Origin of the sequence: Pseudomonas sp. MONT-RG-20F-20-E-7-02 (genome assembly GCF_022662395.1) — a bacterium.
Taxonomy (GTDB): Bacteria; Pseudomonadota; Gammaproteobacteria; order Pseudomonadales; family Pseudomonadaceae; genus Aquipseudomonas.
Map to the genome: position 1 here is coordinate 1 of NZ_JAKNQN010000022.1, position 21,459 is coordinate 21,459.

The following is a 21,459-nucleotide window of genomic DNA, read 5'->3' on the forward strand; positions in this document are numbered from 1 at the left end:
ATGTAGAAGTCCATGAATTTCACTGGGACGTTGCTAGCGCAACGGTCTGGTACACAGAATTTCTTGACGACCATAGAGCATTGGAACCACCTGATCCCATCCCGAACTCAGCAGTGAAACGATGCATCGCCGATGGTAGTGTGGGGTTTCCCCATGTGAGAGTAGGTCATCGTCAAGATTGAATTCCGAAACCCCTGTCTGCTTACGCAGACAGGGGTTTTGTCGTTTTAGGGCGAGTGACTATAAATACCTGATACTGAAAACAGTCAGAGTCCCTTCCAAGCCCTTAGCATCAGACTCACCCTGAAACTGGCCAAAAAAAGCCAGCGCCTGAAGTCAGACGCTGGCCTCTCAACACTATCAGCAGATCAGAACTGATAGCTTACCGTCGCGCTGACATTACGCTCTTCTCCCAGGTAGCAGAAATTCAGGCTGGCACAGGAGGCTACATAAGTCTCATTGGTCAGGTTATTGGCATTCAACCGCACATCCACGCCCTTCAACCCTACTTTGCCCAGGTCATACCCGACTGACGCATCAAACAAGGTATAGGCCGGCACCTTCATTGTGTTCTCAGCATCTGCCCAGCTGTACCCTACATAGCGAACCCCGCCCCCAAGCCGCAAGCCATCCAAGGCTCCGCTAGCAAATTTGTAGTCCGCCCACATCGACGCCATATGACGAGGCGCCTGAGTCGGAGAATTACCCTTGTTCTCGATCAAATTGTCGGCAGAGCTCAACGTGCTCACCATCGACTTGGAATACTTGATGTCGGTAAAGGTATAGCTGCCTAAGAGCTTCAAGTTATCGGTCAGTTGCAGATGCGCTTCCAGCTCCAGGCCTTGCGAGCGGACAGCACCTACAGCCCGATAGAAGTTCTCCTGTGGCAGCTTGGTCGCCAGGTTTTCCTGGTCGATACGAAACCAGGATGCTGTAAACAAGTTGTCGGTCCCCGGCGGCTGATACTTCAAGCCTGCCTCCCACTGTGTCCCATTGGTAGGTGCCAGTGGATTACCCGCGCTGTCTGAATAGGAGTTCGGGTTGAAGGACTCTGAATAGCTGACGTAAGGTGCCAAGCCGTTATCAAACAGATACAGCGCACCCGCTCGACCCGTCAGCTTGGTACGTTTGTCAGAGATCTCCGTGCCCAGCGGCCGACCCGCCTCTGCAATACGGTTTTCATCGGACGTCTCTACCCAATCCTGGCGAAGCCCAAGGGAAAACCGCCATTTATCCATTTCGATCAGGTCTTGCAGATACACACCCGTCTGTTCAAGGCGACGCAGGTAGCTGGTTGGTTCGTAATAGCTGATCGCTGAATTGCCGTAAACAGGGTTGAACGCGTTGATCGGTTGCAGCGACCCGCTGGACCAATCCACCACCGTTTTACGCCGCTGATAATCGGCCCCCGTCAGAACAGTGTGCTTGGTCGCCCCAGTAAAAAACTCCGCCTGCAGCATGTTGTCGATGATGAACGCGTGCAGCTTCTCATCGCCGCCCGAATAGTAGCGATTTAGCTCATTACTGGTCGGTGTGGTCCAGCCATAGGCATACACCTGATCCAACTTCACCTTGGAGTCGAGGTAACGGAAGTTCTGCCGCGCAGTAAACACATCGTTGAAGCGATGCTCGAACTGATAACCAAACGACTGCTGATCACGTTTGTAACCATCGACGCCGGGCTCGCCTTCGAAAAAGTGGCTGGAGATCCGCTGACCATTACGCTGATGCAATGCGCCGTCCGCCGGCATGCCACCGTGGTAACCACCGTCGGGATCATGCTGTAGATACGCCTGGAGCGTCAGCGAGGTGTCCTCGGTAAAGTCGATGCTGAGCGTCGGTGCCAGTGCGAAGCGCTTTTCCTTAGCGTGGTCAAACTGCGTATCAGACTTGTCCGCCAAGCCAGTGAGGCGATAGGCGATGCGCTTGTCTTCGTCCACCGGGCCGCTGAAGTCCAAACCCATGCCCTGTTGCCCGCGATTGCCCACTGTCGCTTGAACCTGATGATAAGGCTCGAACAACGGCTTTTTGCTGGTCAGTGCAACCAGGCCGCCGGGTGAGCTGCGCCCATACAGCACAGACGATGGCCCTTTCAGGATGTCCACGCGTTCAAGAAAGTAGGGGTCCACCTGCATCGTGCTGTAAGTGCCGCTGTCGCCCATGGACTTCAACCCATCAAGGTAGATGTTATCCACAGAGCCATCATTGAAACCGCGCATGGCTACGTAGTCATAACGATGGGTCGCGCCATACGGGTTGGTCAGCACGCCAGGTGTGTAGCGCATGGCCTGTGCAACAGTTTGGGAGCCCTGGTCGTCCATCTGTTCACGGGTCACCACGGAGACGGTTTGCGACGTTTCCAGCAGGGCGGTGCTGGTCTTGGTTGCGATCTGGCTATGTGTAGCGTTGTAGCCTTCCATGCTGCCCAAGGCATTCCCCAGCGCGAAGCCTTTGATATCGGTGGTGGGCAATGTCAGCGTGCTGCTTTGCGGCTGAGCCTGTAGAACAAAACTGAAGCCGTCCTGCGAATCAGCCTGCAACCCGGAGCCGGCGAGCACATGGTTCAACCCCTGTTCGGCTGAATACTCGCCGTGCAGCCCAGGCGATTGTCGGCCCTGAGTCTGCGCAGGCGTGCTGGAAAGGGTTATGCCCGCCTGCCGGGCGAACTGATTGAGCACCTCGCTCAGCGAGCCGGCTGGAATGTCATAACGCGGACTCACCTGCGCGCTGGCCGTCTGCGCCGCCATGGCCACAGTCGAAACAGCCCCCATGCCCATTGCCGTCGACAACAACGCGGCACGTATGGCTTTGGCTAAAAGAGGGTAGGAAGAGTCTGGTGAGTTACTGAGAAAACGCGCAGTCATGATCAAGGTCCGTTGAGGCCGGTAAGGCAGATGGAAACGCTTACTGTCTAAGCCGGACTCACGGAAAAAAACCGCCAAAAACCTTCATAAAAAGTCAGGCCGAGCGCTCCAGGCTCACCCACCAACGTGTGCGATAACGCACGCGAACAGGTAGCGTCTGCGGCAGGATCGCCAGCAACTTGTCGGTGTCCTCCAGCCGAAAAACTCCCGACAGCCGCAAGCCGGCAACATCCGCCGAACAACCCAGGTAGCCATGGCGGTAACGCCCCACCTCCAACAGAAAGTCGGCCAGGCGCATACCACGCGTCACGATCAGCCCATCGGTCCACGCCCCAACATCCATATCCAAAGGCGGGGCCGGCGTGGCATGCGTCTGGTTTACGAGATAGTTTTCCCCCGCGTGGGCTTGAGTCGAGAACCCATCCGCCGAATGCGGTGAATGAATGGCCACATTGCCGCTGACCACGCTCAAGCGTGTGCAATCGCTGTCTTGGCGCACGCTGAAGCGCCCGTCCATGCCTTCGAGCAATCCATGCCGAGTTTGGACCAGCAAGGGTGCTGACAAACTCGCGCCGCAAGTCACCAGGATCTCCCCACGCACAAGCGTGATGAGGCGTTGCTGCGCACTGAAGTCCAGGTCCACTGCACTGTCGGTATTGAGTTGCAGGCGAGTACCATCCGGCAATTGCACACTGCGCCGCTCGCCAGTGGCTGTCGCGAGGTCGGATGTCCAGCGCTGCCAGCCGGTCAGGTCCCGACTGACCCACACTGCAGAGCCCACCAGCACTACACCGGACAACATCTTCAGCGCCTGCCGCCGACCCAAGCCGTGTGCAACATTTTCCAGGGCCACATGGGCCCCCGGAATCGCAGACAATTGGCTGTTCAACTCCTGCTGCAGCGCCTGTACTCGTTGCCAGGCCAACTCATGGTCAACATGCGCCTCGCGCCAATGCTCGCATTGCGCATGCAGGCGCACATTGGCACGGTTGTTACGCAGGCGCAGGGCCCAGCTGATGGCTTGCTTGACCACTTGGGCATCGGGTCCGGAACGCGCGGCGTTACCCACAGGCATCAAGTCTCATAACGCAGCACGTAACAGTGATACAGCGCCTCAGCGATGTAGCGTTCCACAGAGCGAACCGACACGCCCATCTGCTGCGCGATCTGCTTGTACGTCAGCCCATCGCACTGAGCCAGTAGAAACGCCTTACGCACCTTCGGCTTCAATCCGTCTAAAAGGCGGGCGATTGCCTCCAGAAGTTCCAGCACCAACGCACGTGCTTCGGTGCTGGGTGCCAACGCTTCCGGCAGGTGGGCGATGGACTCCAGGTAAGCGCGTTGGATTTCTTCACGGCGCCAATGATCAATCACCAAACCCCGGGCGATGGTGCGCAAGAACGCCCGGGGCGCCTTGAGTTCAAACCTCTCGGTCTTTTGCAGCAAACGCACAAAGGTGTCTTGCGCCAAGTCCGCTGCATCGGCGGCATTGCCCAGCCGGCTGCGCAGCCACGTGTTGAGCCAATTGTGATGGGTGCAGTAAAGCGTCTGCACCACACGTTCACACGCAATGTACTCAGTAGATGGCATTCACACAGGCCCGGCCAGACGTCACAAATGATAATTAGTCGCATTGTCTGAAAGCCTGAAAGATTTTGCAATCTCTCCTCGCAGCGCCTGCACCGTTGGTCGGTTTCCCACGCAAAATGAGGATGCTTCTCACAAATTTCTAAGATTTCTCTTGGTGTGGCCGAAAGCCTGATGAGCCATGCGTGCACCGAAATAGAGCGGTCCAAGAGAGTCCGCCTATCCCGTTACATGGAATGTTCCACTCGGCACGCTCATCCCCCTTTGGCAAAAGAAGTCGATGAAATGAATCTCAAGTTCAGTCATAAAATTCTGTTGGCCGCGTCAGGCGTCGTGGTTCTCGCATTCGCGTTATTCACGCTCTACAACGACTACCTGCAGCGCAGCACCATCAAGCAAAACCTGGAATCGTCCATCCAGCAATCGGGTGAACTCACGGCCAGCAGTGTGCAGAACTGGCTCAGTGGTCGCATCCTGGTCCTCGAAAGCCTGGCGCAAAACGTCGCGCATCAGGGCAGTGGTGCCGACCTTCCGGGCCTGGTTGATCAACCTGCGTTCACCTCGAACTTCCAGTTCACCTACGTCGGTCAAACCAACGGTGTGTTCACCCAGCGCCCTGACGCCAAAATGCCCGACGGTTATGACCCACGTCAGCGTCCTTGGTACAAGCAAGCCGTGGCCGCCGACAAAACCATGCTCACCCCGCCTTACATGGCTGCCGTGGGCGGTCAGATCGTCACCATCGCTCTACCAGTCAAAAAGAACGGTGAGCTGCTGGGCGTAGTGGGCGGTGACCTGAGCCTGCAGACCTTGGTGAAGATCATCAACTCGGTGGACTTCGGCGGCATCGGCCATGCCTTTCTGGTCAGCGCCGATGGCCAGGTCATCGTCAGTCCTGACCAGGACCAGGTGATGAAAAACCTTAAGGACATCTACCCAGGCACAAACCTGCGTATCGAGAAGGTCAGCCAGGATGTTGTCCTCAATGGCCAGGACCGTATCCTCTCGTTCACGCCAATCAGCGGTTTGCCAGGTGCCGATTGGTATATCGGTCTGTCAATCGACAAAGATAAAGCCTACGCACCGCTGGGCAAATTCCGTACTTCGGCATTGATCGCCATGTTGATCGCGGTCGTCGCCATTGCCGTGCTCTTGAGCCTGTTGATTCAAGTACTGCTGCGCCCGCTGACCACCATGGGCATTGCCATGCAGGACATTGCCCAGGGCGAGGGTGATTTGACTCGGCGCCTGGACGTGACCAGCAAAGACGAATTTGGCGAAGTTGGCAGTGCCTTCAACCAGTTCGTCGAGCGTATCCACGCGTCCATCTCCGAGGTGTCTTCGGCGACGCGTCAGGTGCACGACCTGTCCCAACGCGTGATGGCGTCGTCCAATGCCTCGATCATCGGCTCGGACGAACAAAGTGCGCGCACCAACAGCGTGGCGGCGGCAATCAACGAACTGGGCGCCGCCACCCAGGAAATCGCGCGCAACGCGGCCGATGCTTCGCAGCACGCCAGTGGTGCCAGCGAACAGGCAGACGACGGGCGCAAGGTCGTCGAGCAAACCATCCTGGCGATGTCGGAGCTGTCGCAAAAAATCAGCCTGTCCTGCACCCAGATCGAAACGCTGAACGCCAGCACCGACAACATCGGCCACATCCTTGATGTGATCAAAGGCATCTCCCAGCAAACCAACTTGCTGGCACTTAACGCCGCCATTGAAGCTGCTCGTGCCGGGGAAGCCGGGCGTGGTTTTGCCGTGGTTGCCGATGAAGTGCGTAACCTGGCGCACCGTACTCAGGAGTCTGCCGAAGAGATCCATAAGATGATCACTTCGCTGCAAGTGGGTTCGCGTGAAGCGGTGACCACCATGAACGCCAGCCAGACCTCCAGCGAAGAAAGCGTTGAAGTGGCTAACCAGGCCGGTGAGCGCCTGGTCAGCGTGACGCAACGCATCGTCGAGATCGACGGCATGAACCAATCGGTCGCTGCCGCCACCGAGGAGCAGACCGCCGTGGTGGAAACCCTCAACGTCGACATCAACCAGATCAACCTGCTGAACCAGCAGGGCGTGGCCAACCTCAACGAAACGCTCAAGGACTGCGACGCACTGTCCCAGCAGGCCAGCCGATTGAAGCAGTTGGTCGACAGCTTCAAAATCTGACCCTGTTTGTGCAGGAGCGAGGCCTCTCGCTCCTGCTGATCAGCTGAGCATCTGGCGCACATTCTCCAGTGCGCTGTCGGCGAAATCCTGCACAAACTCTTCAAACGCTGCCGGCGGCATTTCCAGCGGTTCGCCAATGAGCGTCCAGGTCGCCCTGGAGCGGTCCTCACCAAGCCCTTCAACACGCATTGCGGCCCACAACTGCGCGACGCCCAACGTGTTGTAGAGCGTGGTCCACGTCATATACATGGCCTCGTCGTCGTGGCTGTTGAGTTGCTCGACAACGCAATGACCATCGTGGAAAAACTTCGTGCGTAACGCACCTACACCCGTCCCCGTCATTTGGATGTGCGACAGCGCGGGAATAAAGGCATCAAAGCCTGCAAAGTTGCCCACCACACGCCACAGGCGAGCGGCCTCGCACGGGACTTCCACAGACGCCACCAACGGTGCGCCGCCAGGGTTGCGGATCAATGTATCGGGTTGCAGCGGTTTCATAAGCATGTCCTGACGGGGTTAGATAAAGCCAATGGCCTTGAGGTGGTCGCAGCCCTTGCGTAGCAGCGCCGGGTCCTTTTTTGGGTAGTGCTCGCCCATCGCGTCCACACCCTGGCGTGCGTTGTCGTGACAAATCATCGACACGTCGCTGATGTCTTCTGCCAGGTCATTCAGGTAAAAACCCAGCACGCCAAACAGCGCGTTTTCGCGACCCACCGTGCGTAGCGCGCTTTGCCAGCGCGCAATGCTCACCCGTTCGAAGCGGTGGCCCGCTTGGCTGAACGCATCAAGGTAATGTTCCCAACTCAACGGTTGTGGGTTGTGCAGGTTGAAGACGTTTCGCCCGGCAGCCCACTGGCCGCAGTGGAACGCAACGAAGCGCGCAAAGAAGTCCACCGGCATCAAGTCGAAGTTCACCTCCAGGCGCGGCGCCAGGCCCAACTGCAACGACCCTTTGAGCATCATCATCAGGCGGTTGTTGTGCGGCTGGCAGACGCCGTTACGGCTGTTGAACGCGATGTTTCCCGGGCGATAGATGTTCACCCAGGCACCTTGCTCGGCAGCACGCCCCAGCAGTCGTTCGGCGACCCATTTGGAAAGGTTGTAGCCATTCTTGAGATACAGCGGCAACGACTCCACCGCGTGCGTTTCGAGAATGTACCCCTGGGCGTCAATATGACTGCAGGCCGAGAGTGTCGAGACGTAGTTAAAGACTTTCTTGCAATGGGTTTCACACAGGCGCAGGCACTCCAGTACCGGTTCGACGTTGTCCCTGGCAAGTGAGGCGTAGTCCATCACATGGTTGACCCACGCAGCGTTGTGCACCAACACGCCATGTGTGCGGGCGAGGTGCTCATACACATCGCAGGCCAGGCCCAGTCGTGGCTGGCTGATATCGGCGGCGTAGACGTGCACGCGGCTCAGGTCCATATGCTCCAGGCGATACTCGCGTAATGCCTCGGCAAACCGTGCCGCAGCGCAATGCCCCGGCTGCTCCCGTACCAGGCAGGCCACTTCCTGCGCGCCGCCTGCCAACAACGCTTCGACCAGATGCACGCCGACAAAACTGTTGGCGCCGGTGACGATGACTTTGCGTGGGTCGCCTGCGCGTTCCGCGTGCAGTGGTTCTACTGTCAGCGGTTGTGACGCATCCAGCTCCACCTGGCCCGACAGTGCATTGGGAAGAGCACCGTCTTCCAACAGAACGGCGAGCGTACGAATCGTCGGGGCTTCAAAGAATCGGCTCAAGGAGAGGCTGCGACCAAACGCTTCGCGCACACGTAGCAACAGGGTCGACAGCAGGATGGAGTGGCCGCCGAGGTTGAAAAAACTCTCGTCAATGCAAACGTCATCGCCAGGCACATCCAGCAACTCGCTCCACAGCGCCACCAGGCGTGTTTGCAGAGGCGTTTGCGCGCGACCGCCGACGGTGTGTGCAACCGTGCGCATCGGTGTCGCCAGCAATGCCTGGCGGTCGATCTTGCCGTGACGGGTGTGCGGCAGAGTGGGTAACTCAGTCCACACCTCGGGGTGCATATAGGTCGGTAACCACTGCTGCGCATGTTGTTTCAAGCCTGCCAGCGTGGCGCCCGGTTCGGGCTGGGCAACGAAGCTGAAAATCCTGCGATGAGCATCGATCACCACGGCCACTTGGCGAAACAATCGGCTAGTGCGCAGGCACTGTTCGATTTCCAGTGGGGCCACCCGAAAACCACGGATCTTCACCTGGTCATCGCGTCGGCCACCCAACTCGATACCGTCTGGCGTCCATTTCGCCAGGTCACCACTGCGGTAAGCCCGCAACGTCTGGCCAGTGGGCAGTCTCAGTTCAACGAACGGGTTGTCCGCCTGCTGCGGCGCGTTCACATACCCCAGGCTTACGCCGGGGCCGACGATGTACAGTTCGCCCGTCACCTGTTCATCCACCGGTTGCAGGTGCTCGTCGAGGATCAGCACCTGGCTGTTGGCAATAGGGCGCCCGAGGTTGCGATTGCTGTCTCCCGGTTGAAACGTCCGGTGGGTCACCAGCACCGTGGCTTCAGTAGGGCCGTACAGATTGTGAAAGTGGCACTGGCTCGCCAATCGTTCGATCACGCACGGCTCGCAGGTATCGCCACCCGTCAGCAGATGGGTCAAGCCCAGTGGCTGATCCAGCGGCAGGATGCTCAGCAGCGCTGGCGGCAGAAACGCATGGCTGATGCGCCGCTGACGAATCAGGTCGACCAACTGCTGGGGGTCGTGCCGTTGTTCCTGGCTTGGCACGATCAACTCGGCACCGGCTACCAGGGCCGGGAAGATATCGATCAGCGATGAGTCGAAACTCAGTGGCGAAAATTGCAGCACACGGCTGTGTTCATCCAGTGCCATACGGTCACCAAGCCAGGCGGTGAAATGTGCAAGGTTGCCCTGGCTGAGCAGCACGCCTTTGGGCTGGCCGGTGGTGCCCGAAGTGAAAAGCGCGATGCAGGGCGCCTCGGCGTCGGGGCGATAGTGCGTAAGGGGCTGCGGGGTATCGGCGTGCGCCGGGTCGAGGTTACTGACATCCAGGCTGACGAACTGGTCGCGCAGCGGGTGCCGCCCATCATCCAGCAACACGCTGGCCTTGGCGCCTTCCAGCATCGCCTGCTGGCGCTGTGTCGGATGATCCGGTGCCAATGGCAGGTACACCGCGCCGCAACTCAGCACCGCGAGAATGCTGGCGTACAACTCGATGGACTTGTCCATGCAAACGCCGATCACCACTGGCGCTTCAATGGCATCCAGCCGTGGGCGCAGATGCTGCTGGATCGACACGGCCCGAGACTGTAATTGCCGGTACGTCACCACACTGCCCGAGATAGTCAGCGCCGGGCGTTCGGCGAAGCTGTGCAGGCTGGCGTGTAACCGTTCGATGACGGGCACCTGGGCTGCCAGCAATAGCGCCGGCTGCGCAGTGCGATTGAAACGATGCATGAATGCCAATGCGTCCAGCCCTTGCAGACCTTGCTCTGGCCAACTGTTCGCGAGGGCGGTGACGGTGAAAAGGCCCGCATCCCTGGAGAACCCGCTGACCAGCGAGGCAGCCCATTCCACCAGTGCGTCTGTTGCACGTCGGCGCAATGGCTGGCCGTTGCCGCTGGGCTCCTCGTCCACGTCCTGTGTCGCCAGAACGCGCCTGTCCTGGTCATAGCAGCGTAGCTGCAGCCTGGGCAGCCCATATTCGGACACCGGGCCGATCCCCACGCGCAGGCTTAACCATTGGGTATCGCCGGTCGGTGTGAGCGGCGGTTGGCTACCGTCTTCAATCACGACGTCAAATGAGTCTGTTGCGCTGACGTGTCCGTACTGCTCCAGCGTTTGCCTGAGCGCTTGCAGTGCAGTGCTGGTGCCATTCCATCCAATCTTCAAGCGCCTCATGCCGGCCTCCCCGATTCGGGCAGGTAGTGGCTCAGGGCCTGGGCAACGCTCGGCGTTTGCAGCAGGCTGCTGTGGTGCAGGAACCCCAGGATGTTGCCAAGCAACGGGTGATGACGGGTGATAGGAAAGTCCAGCGCGGCCACTTCATCACGCAGTGCGTGGCGGACGTCGCCGCTGACGTCCAAGTGTTCGATCAGCTGTAGATCGAAGCCTTTCTGCAGTTCGTTGGTCAGGTAATGCGTCAAAAAGGTCGGCAGGGTCTCAGCGATGCTGTCGCGGTCCGCCGGGCTTGCCGCTTGCCAATAGAGGCGCACCAGTTGGGTCCAGAACTGTGCATGGCGCCCTTCATCAAACAAGTGATCAGCCATCAAGCCACGAACAGAAGGCTTGATGCTGTCGTCCTTGGAAAACGCGGCGACGTCATGGGTGACCGTGTTCTCGGCGATGGCCACACCAATCAACGCCACGGCATCGCGCAAGCGCGGCGGTGCCAGGGCCTGCGCTGCCGGCAGGGCATGGCTCAGTTCGATTTGCCCAGGCAGGTCGATGGGGTGTATGCCGGTCATGTCCACGGCCTGTTGCAGGAAATCCATCGCGACCAGCGCGTGGTAGTCCTCATCCACCACGACGGCCATCGCGTCCACGCGGCAAGCAAACGGGAAGGGCAGCGAGAAGCGATTCCTGGCAATGCTGCGGGCGGTCTTGCCGACGATCTCGGTTTCGAAGATCACCACGTCGTTGATGAACTTGTAGAAACTTTGCACCAGCACGAAGTCCCGCCACTGCGGGCAATGTTCGAGAAAAGCCGCGCTCAGCGCCAGGGGCTGGCGGCACAAGGGATAGATCAATCTGTCGTCATGTTCCAGTAACCGCCGAGGCCGCGTGCGGACCGTTGCGCGGCGTTCCCAGTCCTCGGCAAAGGAGCGGTAGTTGGCGGCGCTCATGGCTGCACCTCATTCAGCGAGACACGCACGGTGTCCCACAAACTGAGGCGGCTTTGTACGGCGACCAGTGCCATTTCGTCGGCCTGGCGTTGGCGGGCAGGGTCTGTGCCGATCAGGCGTTGGAGTAACTGTTGTGCTGCCGGCTCATGGTCTTGTGAATCCAGTTCGATGTGACGGCTGAGGTAGTGAGACAGGGTTGGCGCCTGGCGCTCAATGCATGCGTTGCCGTGCAGAATGCGTTCGAACATCGGCGCAACTACACTCTCGCGACCATGCAGGAAGGCCGCCGCCACGCAGTGTGTGGGCGCATTCAGTGCGACCTGCAACGTGCTGTCGACAAAGCAGGCCACGCTCGGCGGCACATCAATCATCTGCAGGGCTGCACTTGCCGGCACGCTCTGGCGCTGCAGTTCGATGAAGCGCTGGACGGCGGTCGTGTCGGCGCCTACCTCTGCCATCGCCTCCAGATACAGTTCGAAGTGGCTGCAATGGCCACCTTTCGGATGCTCGTCGGATTCTTCGCCGAGCACGATTTCATTGATGAGGCGTGCGGCTTGCGGGTCAGTGGGTGGCAGCCAGGGTAATTGCGTGCAGGTCAGGTCTTGTTGCAAGCGTTTGGTCAGGGTCATGAAATCCCAGACGGCAAATACGTGGTGCTCCATAAAAAGTTGTAACTTGTTAAGTGAAGTTATTTCTACAAATAATGGATGGCTGCACAACTGCAGTTTTTTTTGTTCAAGTAAGTGTTGGTGCATGGTTGACGCCTATAGTTGTTGCGACTGCGCTGTAAGCAGTAAGGGGTTTGTAACTTGATTATAAAAAATAATGGCGTTTAGCCGCGTCATGCGCACTGTGCTAACGGGGCGTAGGGTTATGCTGCCGTATGAAGTGGTTTTTGTGGCGAGAGATAATAATCGTATTAAACGTTTTGATGAACTTGCGAATATGTTAGATGTTTTTTCGAGAAATATTTTGTTGTGAGCAAGTTGCCCGGTTAACTGTTAGAAGTTTCCTTGTAATGAGCAGTCCCCTATAACGACGCGTCGTGGAGCTCTTCCCTATAGCAAAGAAGCCCCACATCTTAGAGAGATGGAAGAAGCGTGCGGTAAACCTTACTGGGCCTCTTTCTTTGCGGCCGCTTCAAGGCCGTTGAGGTAGGTGGTGATCACCTCCATGCCCCGCATCAGGTGATTGCGCAGCGTCAGGATGCTTTCGTCGACTTTCTTCTGCGCTACCAGGCTCAGTAACTCGCGGTGATCTTCCTGGGACGTTTCGCCCAAACCCATCGCCTCAAGGTTGAAGCGTAGAAAACGCTCCTCCTCATTCAAGCCGTGTTCAACCAGCTTGAGCAGCCGCTGGTTAGGCGCCTTGCCATAGAGCACCATGTGGAACAGGCGGTTGAGGCGGCCGATTTCGGAATAGTCTTTCTCCTGCTCCAGTGCATTGATATAGGCATCAGCCTCAGCGATGTCGGCATCGGTGAGCAACGGTGTCGACAAGCGCAACGCTTCGGATTCCAACAGCATGCGCAGGGCATAGGTTTCTGCCGAATTGTCCTCTATCAACGGTGCAACCACGGCGCCCTTGTGTGTCACCACATGCAGCAAGGATTGCGCTTCCAGCTGGCGCAACGCTTCGCGCACGGGCATGCGGCTGACACCGAACAGGCTGGCCAGCTCCTGCTGGCGCATTGCAGTGCCACAGGGCAATCGGCCATCGAGAATCGCATTGCGCAACGTTTCTTCAATAACGGCGCGCGCAAGATGAGCGGGAATAGGCCCGCTGATTTTAATGCTGCTTAAAGGGTTCGGCTTCTGCGTCACGGTTACGCTATCCTCCTTTCTTGAATTGGGTGTGTTTAATTGGATCCAATGCACACTAGAGACGGGCTGCGTGCTTGTCAAACAGCCAAAGTTTCTGATTGTAAGGGCTTACAGGCCTTACTTTGTGCATCCCACAGAGGACGGTTATAAACTCGGCCCCTTTATGAATGATTGCACTGTGCCATTGTTTTTTACGGTTCGAAGCATCACCATCCTTTGAAATTCCGTCTCTCTTCATGGACTGAACGCCTTGGCGGTAAGTTTTATTCCCTCTCGAATTTTCAGCTGGCTGTTTTCAGCGATTTTGTTGGCCGGCCTGATGCTTGGCGGGCTGCATGCCGATTGGGATTTCTCTCAGATCAGCCGCAAGGCCACCGCCTTGTATGGGCCGCTAGGGGAAGGCCAGCGGCGTATCGATGATTGGCAGCGCTTGCTGGCAACCCAAAAGCAGGTCGGCGAGCAAGAGCAGCTCAAGGTCGTGAACCTGTTTTTCAACAAGCAGATGACCTACGTGGAAGACATCGATCTCTGGCACGTGGTCGACTACTGGGAGACGCCCATCGAAGCACTCTGGAAAGGTGCCGGCGACTGTGAGGACTACGCGATCGCCAAGTATTTCAGTTTGCGTCACCTGGGGGTCTCCAGCGACAAATTGCGCATTACCTACGTCAAGGCCTTGCGTCAGAATCGCGCGCACATGGTCCTGACTTATTATTCGACACCGGACGCCATCCCGTTGGTGCTCGACAGCCTGATGGACGAAATCCTGCCGGCGACGCGGCGTACCGACCTGATACCGGTGTACTCATTCAACGCCGAAGGCTTGTACTTGCCCGGTGCCAAGGGCAACAAGAAAGTCGGTGACACCAAACGCTTGTCGCGCTGGCAGGATGTGTTGAGAAAAATGCGTGCGGAAGGCTTCCCGGCCGAGCCTGCCAACTAGGAGTAACTGATCGGATGTCTCTGTTCAAACAACTATTGATCGCAATCTGTCTGTTCCTGGTGGTCGCCTTCAGCGGCAGCTTCATGGTCAGCCTGGAAAGCTCGCGCACGCAATACGTCAACCAGCTGCGCTCGCATGCACAGGACGCGGCGACGGCGCTGGCGTTGTCGCTGACACCGAATATCGACGACCCGGCCATGGTGGAATTGCTGGTCAGCTCGATCTTCGACAGCGGCTATTACGCCAGCATCCGCGTGGTAGACCTGGCGACTGACAAAACCATTGTTGAGCGCAGCGGCATCCCCGATAACAACGGTGTGCCCAACTGGTTCGTGAAGATGATCGGCCTAGAGCCGGCCGGTGGCGATGCGCTGGTCAACCGTGGCTGGGAGCAGGCGGCGCGTGTGGAAGTGGTCAGCCACCCGATGTTTGCCCTGGCCAAGCTCTGGCAGAGCGCCCTGGGCAGCCTCGGTTGGCTGTTGCTGTGCGGTGCGGTCAGTGCCGTGCTTGGCGCGCTGCTGCTGCGTCGGCAACTGAAACCGTTGGACTACATGGTTAAGCAGTCCCACGCCATCGCCCGTCGTGAGTTTCTCAGTGTGCCCGACCTGCCACGCACGCCGGAACTGCGCCGCGTGGTGCAGGCCATGAACCAGATGGTGGAAAAGCTCAAGGCGCTGTTCCAGGAGCAGGCCGAGCGCAGTGAAAAACTGCGCACCGAGTCCTACCAGGACAACCTCACCGGCCTCGCTAACCGTCGTTACTTCGAGATGCAGCTCAACGCCCGCGTCAGTAACCCGGAAGACACCAACTCCGGCTACCTGCTGCTGTTGCGGGTCAAGGACCTGGCCGGTCTCAACCAGCGGCTGGGTGGCCAGCGTACCGACCAGTTACTCAAAGCAGTCGGCGAACAGCTGCTGCGTCAATGCGAGCCCTACCCGGAAACCCATAATCTCGTCACCCGCATCCGCGGGGGTGAATTCGCGGTGCTGGCGCCGGGGCTGGTGCGCGAAGAAGCGCTGCAATTGGCGCAGAACCTTGAAAGCACCTTGCTCAGCCTGCAGGCCACCGGCGCCAGTGACGTCACGCCGGTCGCCTATATCGGCCTGGCGCCCTTCAGCCATGGCGATTCCCCTCAGGCCCTGCTGACCTTGGCGGACCAGGCCCTGGCCCAGGCCGAAGGGCAGGGCGACACCAGCTGGGTGTGTCTCGACCACAGTGCCGCCGCCAGCGTCGGCGACGATCATCATGCCTGGCACACCTTGCTGGACCAGGCCCTGACCCAGCAGCGCTTCCAGCTGTACTTCCAGCCGGTCGTCGCCAGCCAGGACCCGCAGTTGGTCTTGCATTACAAAGTGCTGTCGCGCTTGCAGGATGACGACGGCCACACAATCCCGGCCGGGCGTTTCCTGCCGTGGCTTGAGCGCTTTGGCTGGACGTCACGCCTGGACCGCCTGATGCTGGAGCAAGTGCTCAAGCAAATGACCAGCCACAGCCATAGCCTGGCGCTGAACCTCTCGGCTGCCACGTTGCAGGACGCCCAAGCGTTGAACCGGATTTTCGACTTGCTGCGCCAGCACAGCAACCTGGGCCCGCGCCTGACCCTGGAAATCGGCGAAGAACAATTGCCTGAGCAAGCCTTGCTGGAACAGTTGACTCAACGCCTGCGTGAGCTGGGCTTCTCCCTGAGCCTGCAGCGTTTCGGGGGGCGCTTCAGCATGATCGGCAACCTGGCGCGCCTGGGCCTGGCGTACCTGAAGATCGACGGCAGTTACATCCGGGCCATCGATCAGGAAACCGACAAGCGCCTGTTTATCGAGGCGATCCAGCGCGCGGCGCACAGCATCGATTTGCCGTTGATTGCCGAGCGCGTGGAAACCGAAGGGGAGCTGAAGGTGATTCGCGAGATGGGGCTATTTGGTGTGCAAGGGCAGCTATTTGGCGAGCCCGCGCCCTGGAAATAATCCAACTCTAACGGGGCACTCGCTTGTGTGGGAGCTGGCTTGCCTGCGATAGCATCACCTCGGTCTGCCTGATACACCGAGGTGCTTGCATCGCAGGCAAGCCAGCTCCCACACAAGCCTGCCCAGATTCAGATTCGGTTTGCCTACCTGAATCAGATCAACCCAGTCTCTTCATCATTGATCAGGTGACTCAACCCGCCCAACGCTTCCCGCGCATGGGTACGGTCCATCAGTTTGGCTTGGGCGGCTGGCGGCAGGTCCGTCACGCTGATCACTCCCTTGCGGGTCAGCACCTGGATCAAGTCATCCAGCACCCGGATCATTTCCAGGTCACTTTGCTTGAGCTGCGCCAGGCTGGTTTCCACCACTTCGTTGGCATACCAGGCCTGGATCTCATGGTGATCGGCCGGCAGGGTTTCGGTTGACTCGGCAAAGGCGGCGGCCTCCACGCGACTCAATACACCCTGTGCATCACGTTGCACGTAAAACATAAGAAACCCTCGAAAATGAACCACACGCCTTCACCAGCATAGGTCAATGGTGTGTTTATGGCCGCGAGTATGCGATGCAACCGCCCGCCAGGGCCAGTCACGCATCAGCCAAAAAAAATCGGCCGCCCGAGTGGGCGGCCGATCCAGCGCGTCTTAGGCGGTGTGATCGATCTTGATGGTCGGGTCGGCACCGCTGATCAGCGAGTTGATGCTGGTGTGGGACCAATCGTTGCCTTCCAGCTTGATCGTCACATCCGCGTTGGCCAGGCCGCCAGCGGTGTTGAGCTTGCCTTCACTGCTGATTTGCAGAGTCGACACGCCGTCTACCGTGGTGATCTTGAGGTAGTTGTCGATGGTGCTGTCCGTCTCACCTTTCAACAGATCCTTAAGATCAATCCGGTCACCTTCCGAGGCCTTGAAGTCCTTGATCACATCGTTGCCCAGGTCACCGGCCTTCCACACGAAGGTGTCGGCACCCGAACCACCGATCAGGATGTCGTTGCCCGGCCCGCCGATCAACGTGTCGTTACCGGTGCCGCCCAGCAGGATGTCATTGCCTTTGCCGCCGTCCAGGTAGTCGTTGCCACCCTGGCCGAACAGGATGTCATCACCCGCGCCGCCCAACAGTGTGTCGTTGCCGTCTTTGGCACCGGACACATCGAAGTCGGCATAGTGCTCGGTGACGTACTGGTGCACGTTGGAGGTGGTCACCGCCGAGACGGCCACACCGGTTTTCTGTGCCACAAAGGCCTGCAGTGCGTTGTAACCCTCACCGGTGATGCCGCTGAAGCTCACCAGGTCGCCGAAGATGATGTCGTTGCCGTCGCCACCGCTGATGGTGTCGGAACCTGGCAGCGTCGCTTCGGTGTGGCCGAGGATGGCGTTGGCCAGGTCATTCGGGTCGATGTTGCTTTGCGGCTTGCCATCGCTGTCGTACGGCTTGAGGTCATTGAGGCTGACGTCACCGTTGATACCGATGGCTTCCACTTGCGACAACCCGCCCAGCAGCGCAAAGGCGCTTTTCGCGTTGCTCAGCGTCGCCGCGTCGGTGCTGTAGCCCGTACCGTTCAGGTTGGACAGCTCGTAGGTGCCGTCACCTTGGGCGTGAAGGGTGCCCAGGTTGGTGACGACCCAGCGCGAGCCATTCAAGGTTTGCAATTGAGCCGCACCCGAGGAGTCGATGCTGAAGTAGTGGGTGTTATCCAGGTACTTGCTGAACGTATTGCCCAGCGTGTAGTTGGACGTGGTCACCAAATCGTCGAGCTTGACGTTGTAAATCGTCGGGTTGGTCTGCTCGCCGCTCTGGTAGTAGGTCGGCTGGCCGTCGGTGATGAAGTAGGTCAAGTTGGTGGCACCGGTGTTGCCGGTGGCCAGGCCGCTCTGGAAGAAGTTGGCCGTGGTCTTGAACACGTCTTCATAGTTGGTGCCGCCGCCCGACACCATCGAGTCCAGCACGGCCTTGAGCAAGGTCAGGGCGTTTGGATCGTTGAGGTTGATCGCTACCGACTTGTTCACCTGGGTATCGAAGTCCGCCAGGAAGATGTTCACGGTGCCCGATGTGTTCGCGCCCAGGCTGTCTTTGAGCGAGTTGAACACAGAGGTCAGCGAAGCCTTGGCCGCGTTGATCGACGCGGTGCTCATGCTGCCGGAACTGTCCACCATGAACGCGATGTTGTAGTTCTTGCCTTGCACCACGTTCAGGCCGCCGATATCGGCTACGACGATGTCGTTGCCATCGGTGCCGGTGATGGCGTCGCTGCCGGAGCTGCCCGTGATTGCGCTGTAGGTGGCCGGGTACACCGTGACCGGCAATTGCGCGGTGGTGATGGCCGAACCGCCGAGGCTTTCGGTAGAGGTCGAGGTCACAGTCAGGTTGAACTGGCCGCTGTAGTAGGTCGGCGGCTTGATGGTCAGGGTGCTCAAGTCCCAACCGGTGACGTTGACTTCGCCCACGGCTTTAGTCGCGGTAAAGGTGTGCCCGGACGCGTCGGTGAGCACCGAGCCTGCCGGTACGCCACTGATCTTCACGCTCAGGGTTTCCGAGCCGTCGGTGTCGGTCAGCGCGGTGGTCACCTTGGACAGCTTCACGGTGCCGTTTTCCTGGCCTTCGTTGAGCTTGTAGCCCACGTAGTAACCATCACCGTTGCTGCCATGCAGGTCGGACACGGTCACGCCGGCGTTGGTCAGGTCGGTGATGCCGGTGTACAGCGGCACGCCGCTGGTGCTCAGGTCTGTGGCCGGGGCGCCGTTGACCGACAGGTTGACGTCATAACTGCCAGGGCCGGATTGGTTGGCGTGGTAGATCTCGATGCTGTAATAGCCGCTCACCGTCGGGGTGATCGAGCCGCTGAACTTGCCGCTGTTGGTGCCCCACTGCGCGCTGGCCACGTCTTTACCGCCGACGTTGATCACCAGGCTGTCATCGCCGGTGCCGCTGAAGGTGTAGGACTTGCCGGCTTCCATGTAGATCAGGCCGGAGATCTTTGAACCACTGCCTGCCGCGACGTTGGCGGTGGACTCGACATTGGTCACGATGCCGCTGCTGTTCGGCGTGCCGGCGTTATCAATGGCATTTTTCAGATCAGCCGGGGCAGCGCCGTTGCCGTTGGTGCCGATGCCGGCAACCGTGTTCCAGCTTTGCTTGAGCAAGCCGATCGAGTTGACGCTGTTGTCGGCCACATTCAGGGTCGGTGCGTCGGCTATCGGCGTGATATCGACTTTCACCGTGGCGCTGGTGCCCAGGTCCTTGCCATCTGTTGGCTGGAACTTGAACTGCGCGTAATCCGCCTGCTGGTTGCCGATGCCGGTGCCGCCATAACCATTGGTGCCGGATTCGTTGGCGTTAGGCATGAAGCGCAACTGGCCGCCGTCGATCTGGGCTTTGGTGAAGGTTTGGCCAGCGGTCACGTTGGTCCAGGTGGTGCCATCTGCTGCGAGGTATTGCAGCTTGCCGGCCACCGGCAGGTCAGTGATTTTCACGCCCAGGCTGCTTTGCGGCGAGTCCACGTCGGTCACGCCGAAGTTAGCCCAGGTCAGGGCCAGCGGCGTGTCTTCGGTGCCGGTCACGGCGCTGCCGGTTGCCACTGGCGCATCGTTGACCGCCACCACGTTGACCGTGGTGGTAGCGACGTTGGAGTAATTGCCGCCGTCGGTCACGGTCACGGTAATGGTCCGCGGCGTGGTGCTTGGGTCGTGGCTGTTGTTGGTGAACGTGATGTTCTGGATGCGCTGCATGTAATCAGCCAGCGTCGCGCTGCCCGACAACGTCAGGGTGATGGTGCCCGTCTGGTTGTTGGTGTTGACGATGATGCCATTCACGCTGTTGCCCAGGTTCAGGGCATCACCGGCCTGCGCATTGGTCAGGGTGATCGTCGCGCCGGTCAGCATCGTGCTGTCCGGGTCGGTGATCTTGATATCCGTGTCGGCAATCGACACGCCCGGGCCGCTGGTGCCTTCGGTGAAGGTCACCTTGTAGTCGGCACCGGTGGCGCCGCTGGAATTGTTGGCATCCAGGTCGATGACCGGCGGCGCATCGTTGTCGATGATGTTGGTGGTGACGCTGCCTTTGCCGATCGCCAGGTTCTCGAAGTTGCCACCGGTGGTCTTGTCGATCGTGATGACAATGCTTTCCGTCGACTCGGTGATCTTGTCGTCAATCGTGCGGATATCAAACGCCGCGCTGCTGGCGCCAGCCGGGATCTTCACGGTGTACACACCGGTGAAATCCGAACCATCGGTGGCGGTGCCACTGTACTTGAGCGTCACCGTCACATCGGTTTGCGCCGGGTTGCTCAACGTCAGGGTGTAATGCGCCGTGCCGCCTTCCGTCACGGAAGCATCGCCGGTGATATTGACGGTGGTGGTGTCGATCGAGTCGGTGATCGTGGTGACCGCCGCTTTTGGATCGGTGACCAGGTTCTCGAAGTTACCGCCTGCAGTTTTCGCGATGGTGGTGCTGACGGTGGAACTGTTGTTGTAGACGTCGTTGGCCGGGGTGTGGAAAACCGTGGAGCCTGCGGAGTCGCCGGCTTTGATGGTGATGGTTTGGCCGTTGCTCAGCGTTACGGTGACGTCGGTTTGCGCCTTGTTGGTCAGGGTCGCGGTGTAAGTGATATCGCCGCCTTCAACGACCGAAGCCTTGTCAGCAGTCAGGGAAACGGTGGTGTTGTCGATCGAGTCGGTGATCGTGGTGACGGCTGCTTTCGGGTCGGTAACCAGGTTCTCGAAGTTACCGCCTGCAGTTTTGGCAATGGTGGTGCTGACGGTCGAACTGTTGTTGTAAACATCGTTAGCTGGGGTATGGAAAACCGTGGAGCCCACAGATTCACCGGCTTTGATGGTGATCGTCTGACCATTGCTCAACGTAACGGTGACGTCGGTTTGCGCCTTGTTGGTCAGGGTCGCGGTGTAAGTGATGTCACCGCCTTCAACCACAGATGCTTTATCAGCAGTCAACGAAACCGTGGTGTTGTCGATCGAGTCGGTGATCGTGGTGACCGCTGCTTTTGGATCGGTAACCAAGTTCTCGAAGTTACCGCCGACAGTTTTGGCGATCGTAGTGCTGACGGTCGAACCGTTGTTGTAGACGTCGTTGGCCGGGGTGTGGAAAACCGTCGAGCCTGCGGAGTCGCCAGCCTTGATGGTGATCGTCTGGCCATTCGAAAGCGTGACGGTGACGTCGGTTTGCGCCTTGTTGGTCAAGGTCGCGGTGTAGGTGATGTCGCCGCCTTCAACCACAGATGCTTTGTCGGCAGTCAGGGAAACCGTGGTGTTGTCGATCGAGTCG

The 21,459-nt window shown here is 58.9% G+C and carries 12 protein-coding genes, 1 rRNA gene and 1 pseudogene; 4 read left to right on the forward strand and 10 right to left on the reverse strand.

The window, feature by feature from the left end:
• The first annotated feature begins 62 nt into the window (after nt 1-62).
• Nucleotides 63-178: ribosomal RNA gene (gene rrf, locus L8I05_RS29225) — 5S ribosomal RNA — on the forward strand.
• A gap of 190 nt (nt 179-368) precedes the next feature.
• On the opposite strand, the gene L8I05_RS29230 is transcribed toward rrf, so the two are convergent.
• The 3 genes from L8I05_RS29230 to L8I05_RS29240 all read right to left on the reverse strand — a co-directional run bounded on the left by L8I05_RS29230 (nt 369) and on the right by L8I05_RS29240 (nt 4,454).
• Nucleotides 369-2,864: a TonB-dependent siderophore receptor gene (locus L8I05_RS29230; protein ID WP_242176640.1), complete on the reverse strand. Its 2,496-nt coding sequence runs from the start codon at nt 2,862-2,864 to the stop codon at nt 369-371.
• Nucleotides 2,865-2,958: 94 nt separating this feature from the next.
• The gene (locus tag L8I05_RS29235) at nt 2,959-3,939 is read right to left on the reverse strand and encodes a FecR family protein (RefSeq protein WP_242176641.1); all 981 of its coding nucleotides are present in this window, start codon (nt 3,937-3,939) and stop codon (nt 2,959-2,961) included.
• Nucleotides 3,939-4,454, reverse strand: coding sequence for a sigma-70 family RNA polymerase sigma factor (locus tag L8I05_RS29240; RefSeq protein ID WP_242176642.1), 516 nt, complete (start codon nt 4,452-4,454; stop codon nt 3,939-3,941). The genes L8I05_RS29235 and L8I05_RS29240 overlap by 1 nt, the downstream gene beginning before the upstream one ends.
• A gap of 282 nt (nt 4,455-4,736) precedes the next feature.
• On the opposite strand from L8I05_RS29240, the gene L8I05_RS29245 reads away from it, so the two are divergent.
• Entirely contained in the window at nt 4,737-6,617 is a 1,881-nt protein-coding gene (locus tag L8I05_RS29245; RefSeq protein WP_159953550.1) for a methyl-accepting chemotaxis protein, read from the forward strand.
• 39 nt (nt 6,618-6,656) lie between these two features.
• Here the strand turns inward: L8I05_RS29245 and L8I05_RS29250 are convergent, their stop codons facing one another.
• From L8I05_RS29250 to L8I05_RS29270, 5 genes are all read right to left on the reverse strand, one after another.
• Nucleotides 6,657-7,115: an SRPBCC family protein gene (locus L8I05_RS29250; RefSeq protein WP_242176643.1), complete on the reverse strand. Its 459-nt coding sequence runs from the start codon at nt 7,113-7,115 to the stop codon at nt 6,657-6,659.
• An 18-nt stretch (nt 7,116-7,133) separates the two neighbouring features.
• Nucleotides 7,134-10,511, reverse strand: coding sequence for an amino acid adenylation domain-containing protein (locus tag L8I05_RS29255; protein ID WP_242176644.1), 3,378 nt, complete (start codon nt 10,509-10,511; stop codon nt 7,134-7,136).
• Nucleotides 10,508-11,455, reverse strand: coding sequence for a diiron oxygenase (locus L8I05_RS29260; protein ID WP_242176647.1), 948 nt, complete (start codon nt 11,453-11,455; stop codon nt 10,508-10,510). The genes L8I05_RS29255 and L8I05_RS29260 overlap by 4 nt, the downstream gene beginning before the upstream one ends.
• Nucleotides 11,452-12,210, reverse strand: coding sequence for a DUF3050 domain-containing protein (locus tag L8I05_RS29265; RefSeq protein ID WP_242176649.1), 759 nt, complete (start codon nt 12,208-12,210; stop codon nt 11,452-11,454). Before L8I05_RS29265 ends, L8I05_RS29260 begins: the two co-directional genes overlap by 4 nt.
• Before the next feature lie 357 nt (nt 12,211-12,567).
• Nucleotides 12,568-13,278: a GntR family transcriptional regulator gene (locus L8I05_RS29270; RefSeq protein ID WP_159953555.1), complete on the reverse strand. Its 711-nt coding sequence runs from the start codon at nt 13,276-13,278 to the stop codon at nt 12,568-12,570.
• A 250-nt stretch (nt 13,279-13,528) separates the two neighbouring features.
• Between L8I05_RS29270 and lapG the strand changes: the two genes are divergently transcribed.
• Both lapG and lapD read left to right on the forward strand, forming a co-directional pair.
• Entirely contained in the window at nt 13,529-14,221 is a 693-nt protein-coding gene (gene lapG, locus L8I05_RS29275) for a cysteine protease LapG (protein ID WP_347341239.1), read from the forward strand.
• A 14-nt stretch (nt 14,222-14,235) separates the two neighbouring features.
• Complete coding sequence (gene lapD / locus L8I05_RS29280; RefSeq protein ID WP_242176657.1) at nt 14,236-16,182, forward strand: cyclic di-GMP receptor LapD; 1,947 nt, start codon at nt 14,236-14,238, stop codon at nt 16,180-16,182.
• A 152-nt stretch (nt 16,183-16,334) separates the two neighbouring features.
• Here lapD and L8I05_RS29285 read toward each other — a convergent pair whose 3' ends face one another.
• Both L8I05_RS29285 and L8I05_RS29290 read right to left on the reverse strand, forming a co-directional pair.
• Nucleotides 16,335-16,673 (reverse strand): tryptophan synthase subunit beta, encoded by a 339-nt coding sequence (locus L8I05_RS29285; RefSeq protein ID WP_177019218.1) that lies wholly within the window; start codon nt 16,671-16,673, stop codon nt 16,335-16,337.
• 153 nt (nt 16,674-16,826) lie between these two features.
• Nucleotides 16,827-21,459: pseudogene (locus L8I05_RS29290) on the reverse strand (LapA family giant adhesin); the annotation flags it as partial.

Excerpts from the sequence above, each read along its gene's own strand:
- L8I05_RS29230 (WP_242176640.1), bottom strand. The coding sequence starts at position 2,864 with ATGACTGCGCGTTTTCTCAGTAACTCACCAGACTCTTCCTACCCTCTT.
- L8I05_RS29250 (WP_242176643.1), bottom strand. The coding sequence starts at position 7,115 with ATGAAACCGCTGCAACCCGATACATTGATCCGCAACCCTGGCGGCGCA.
- lapD (WP_242176657.1), top strand. The coding sequence starts at position 14,236 with ATGTCTCTGTTCAAACAACTATTGATCGCAATCTGTCTGTTCCTGGTG.
- L8I05_RS29265 (WP_242176649.1), bottom strand. The coding sequence starts at position 12,210 with ATGCACCAACACTTACTTGAACAAAAAAAACTGCAGTTGTGCAGCCAT.
- L8I05_RS29235 (WP_242176641.1), bottom strand. The coding sequence starts at position 3,939 with ATGCCTGTGGGTAACGCCGCGCGTTCCGGACCCGATGCCCAAGTGGTC.
- L8I05_RS29245 (WP_159953550.1), top strand. The coding sequence starts at position 4,737 with ATGAATCTCAAGTTCAGTCATAAAATTCTGTTGGCCGCGTCAGGCGTC.
- L8I05_RS29285 (WP_177019218.1), bottom strand. The coding sequence starts at position 16,673 with ATGTTTTACGTGCAACGTGATGCACAGGGTGTATTGAGTCGCGTGGAG.
- L8I05_RS29260 (WP_242176647.1), bottom strand. The coding sequence starts at position 11,455 with ATGAGCGCCGCCAACTACCGCTCCTTTGCCGAGGACTGGGAACGCCGC.
- L8I05_RS29255 (WP_242176644.1), bottom strand. The coding sequence starts at position 10,511 with ATGAGGCGCTTGAAGATTGGATGGAATGGCACCAGCACTGCACTGCAA.
- L8I05_RS29240 (WP_242176642.1), bottom strand. The coding sequence starts at position 4,454 with ATGCCATCTACTGAGTACATTGCGTGTGAACGTGTGGTGCAGACGCTT.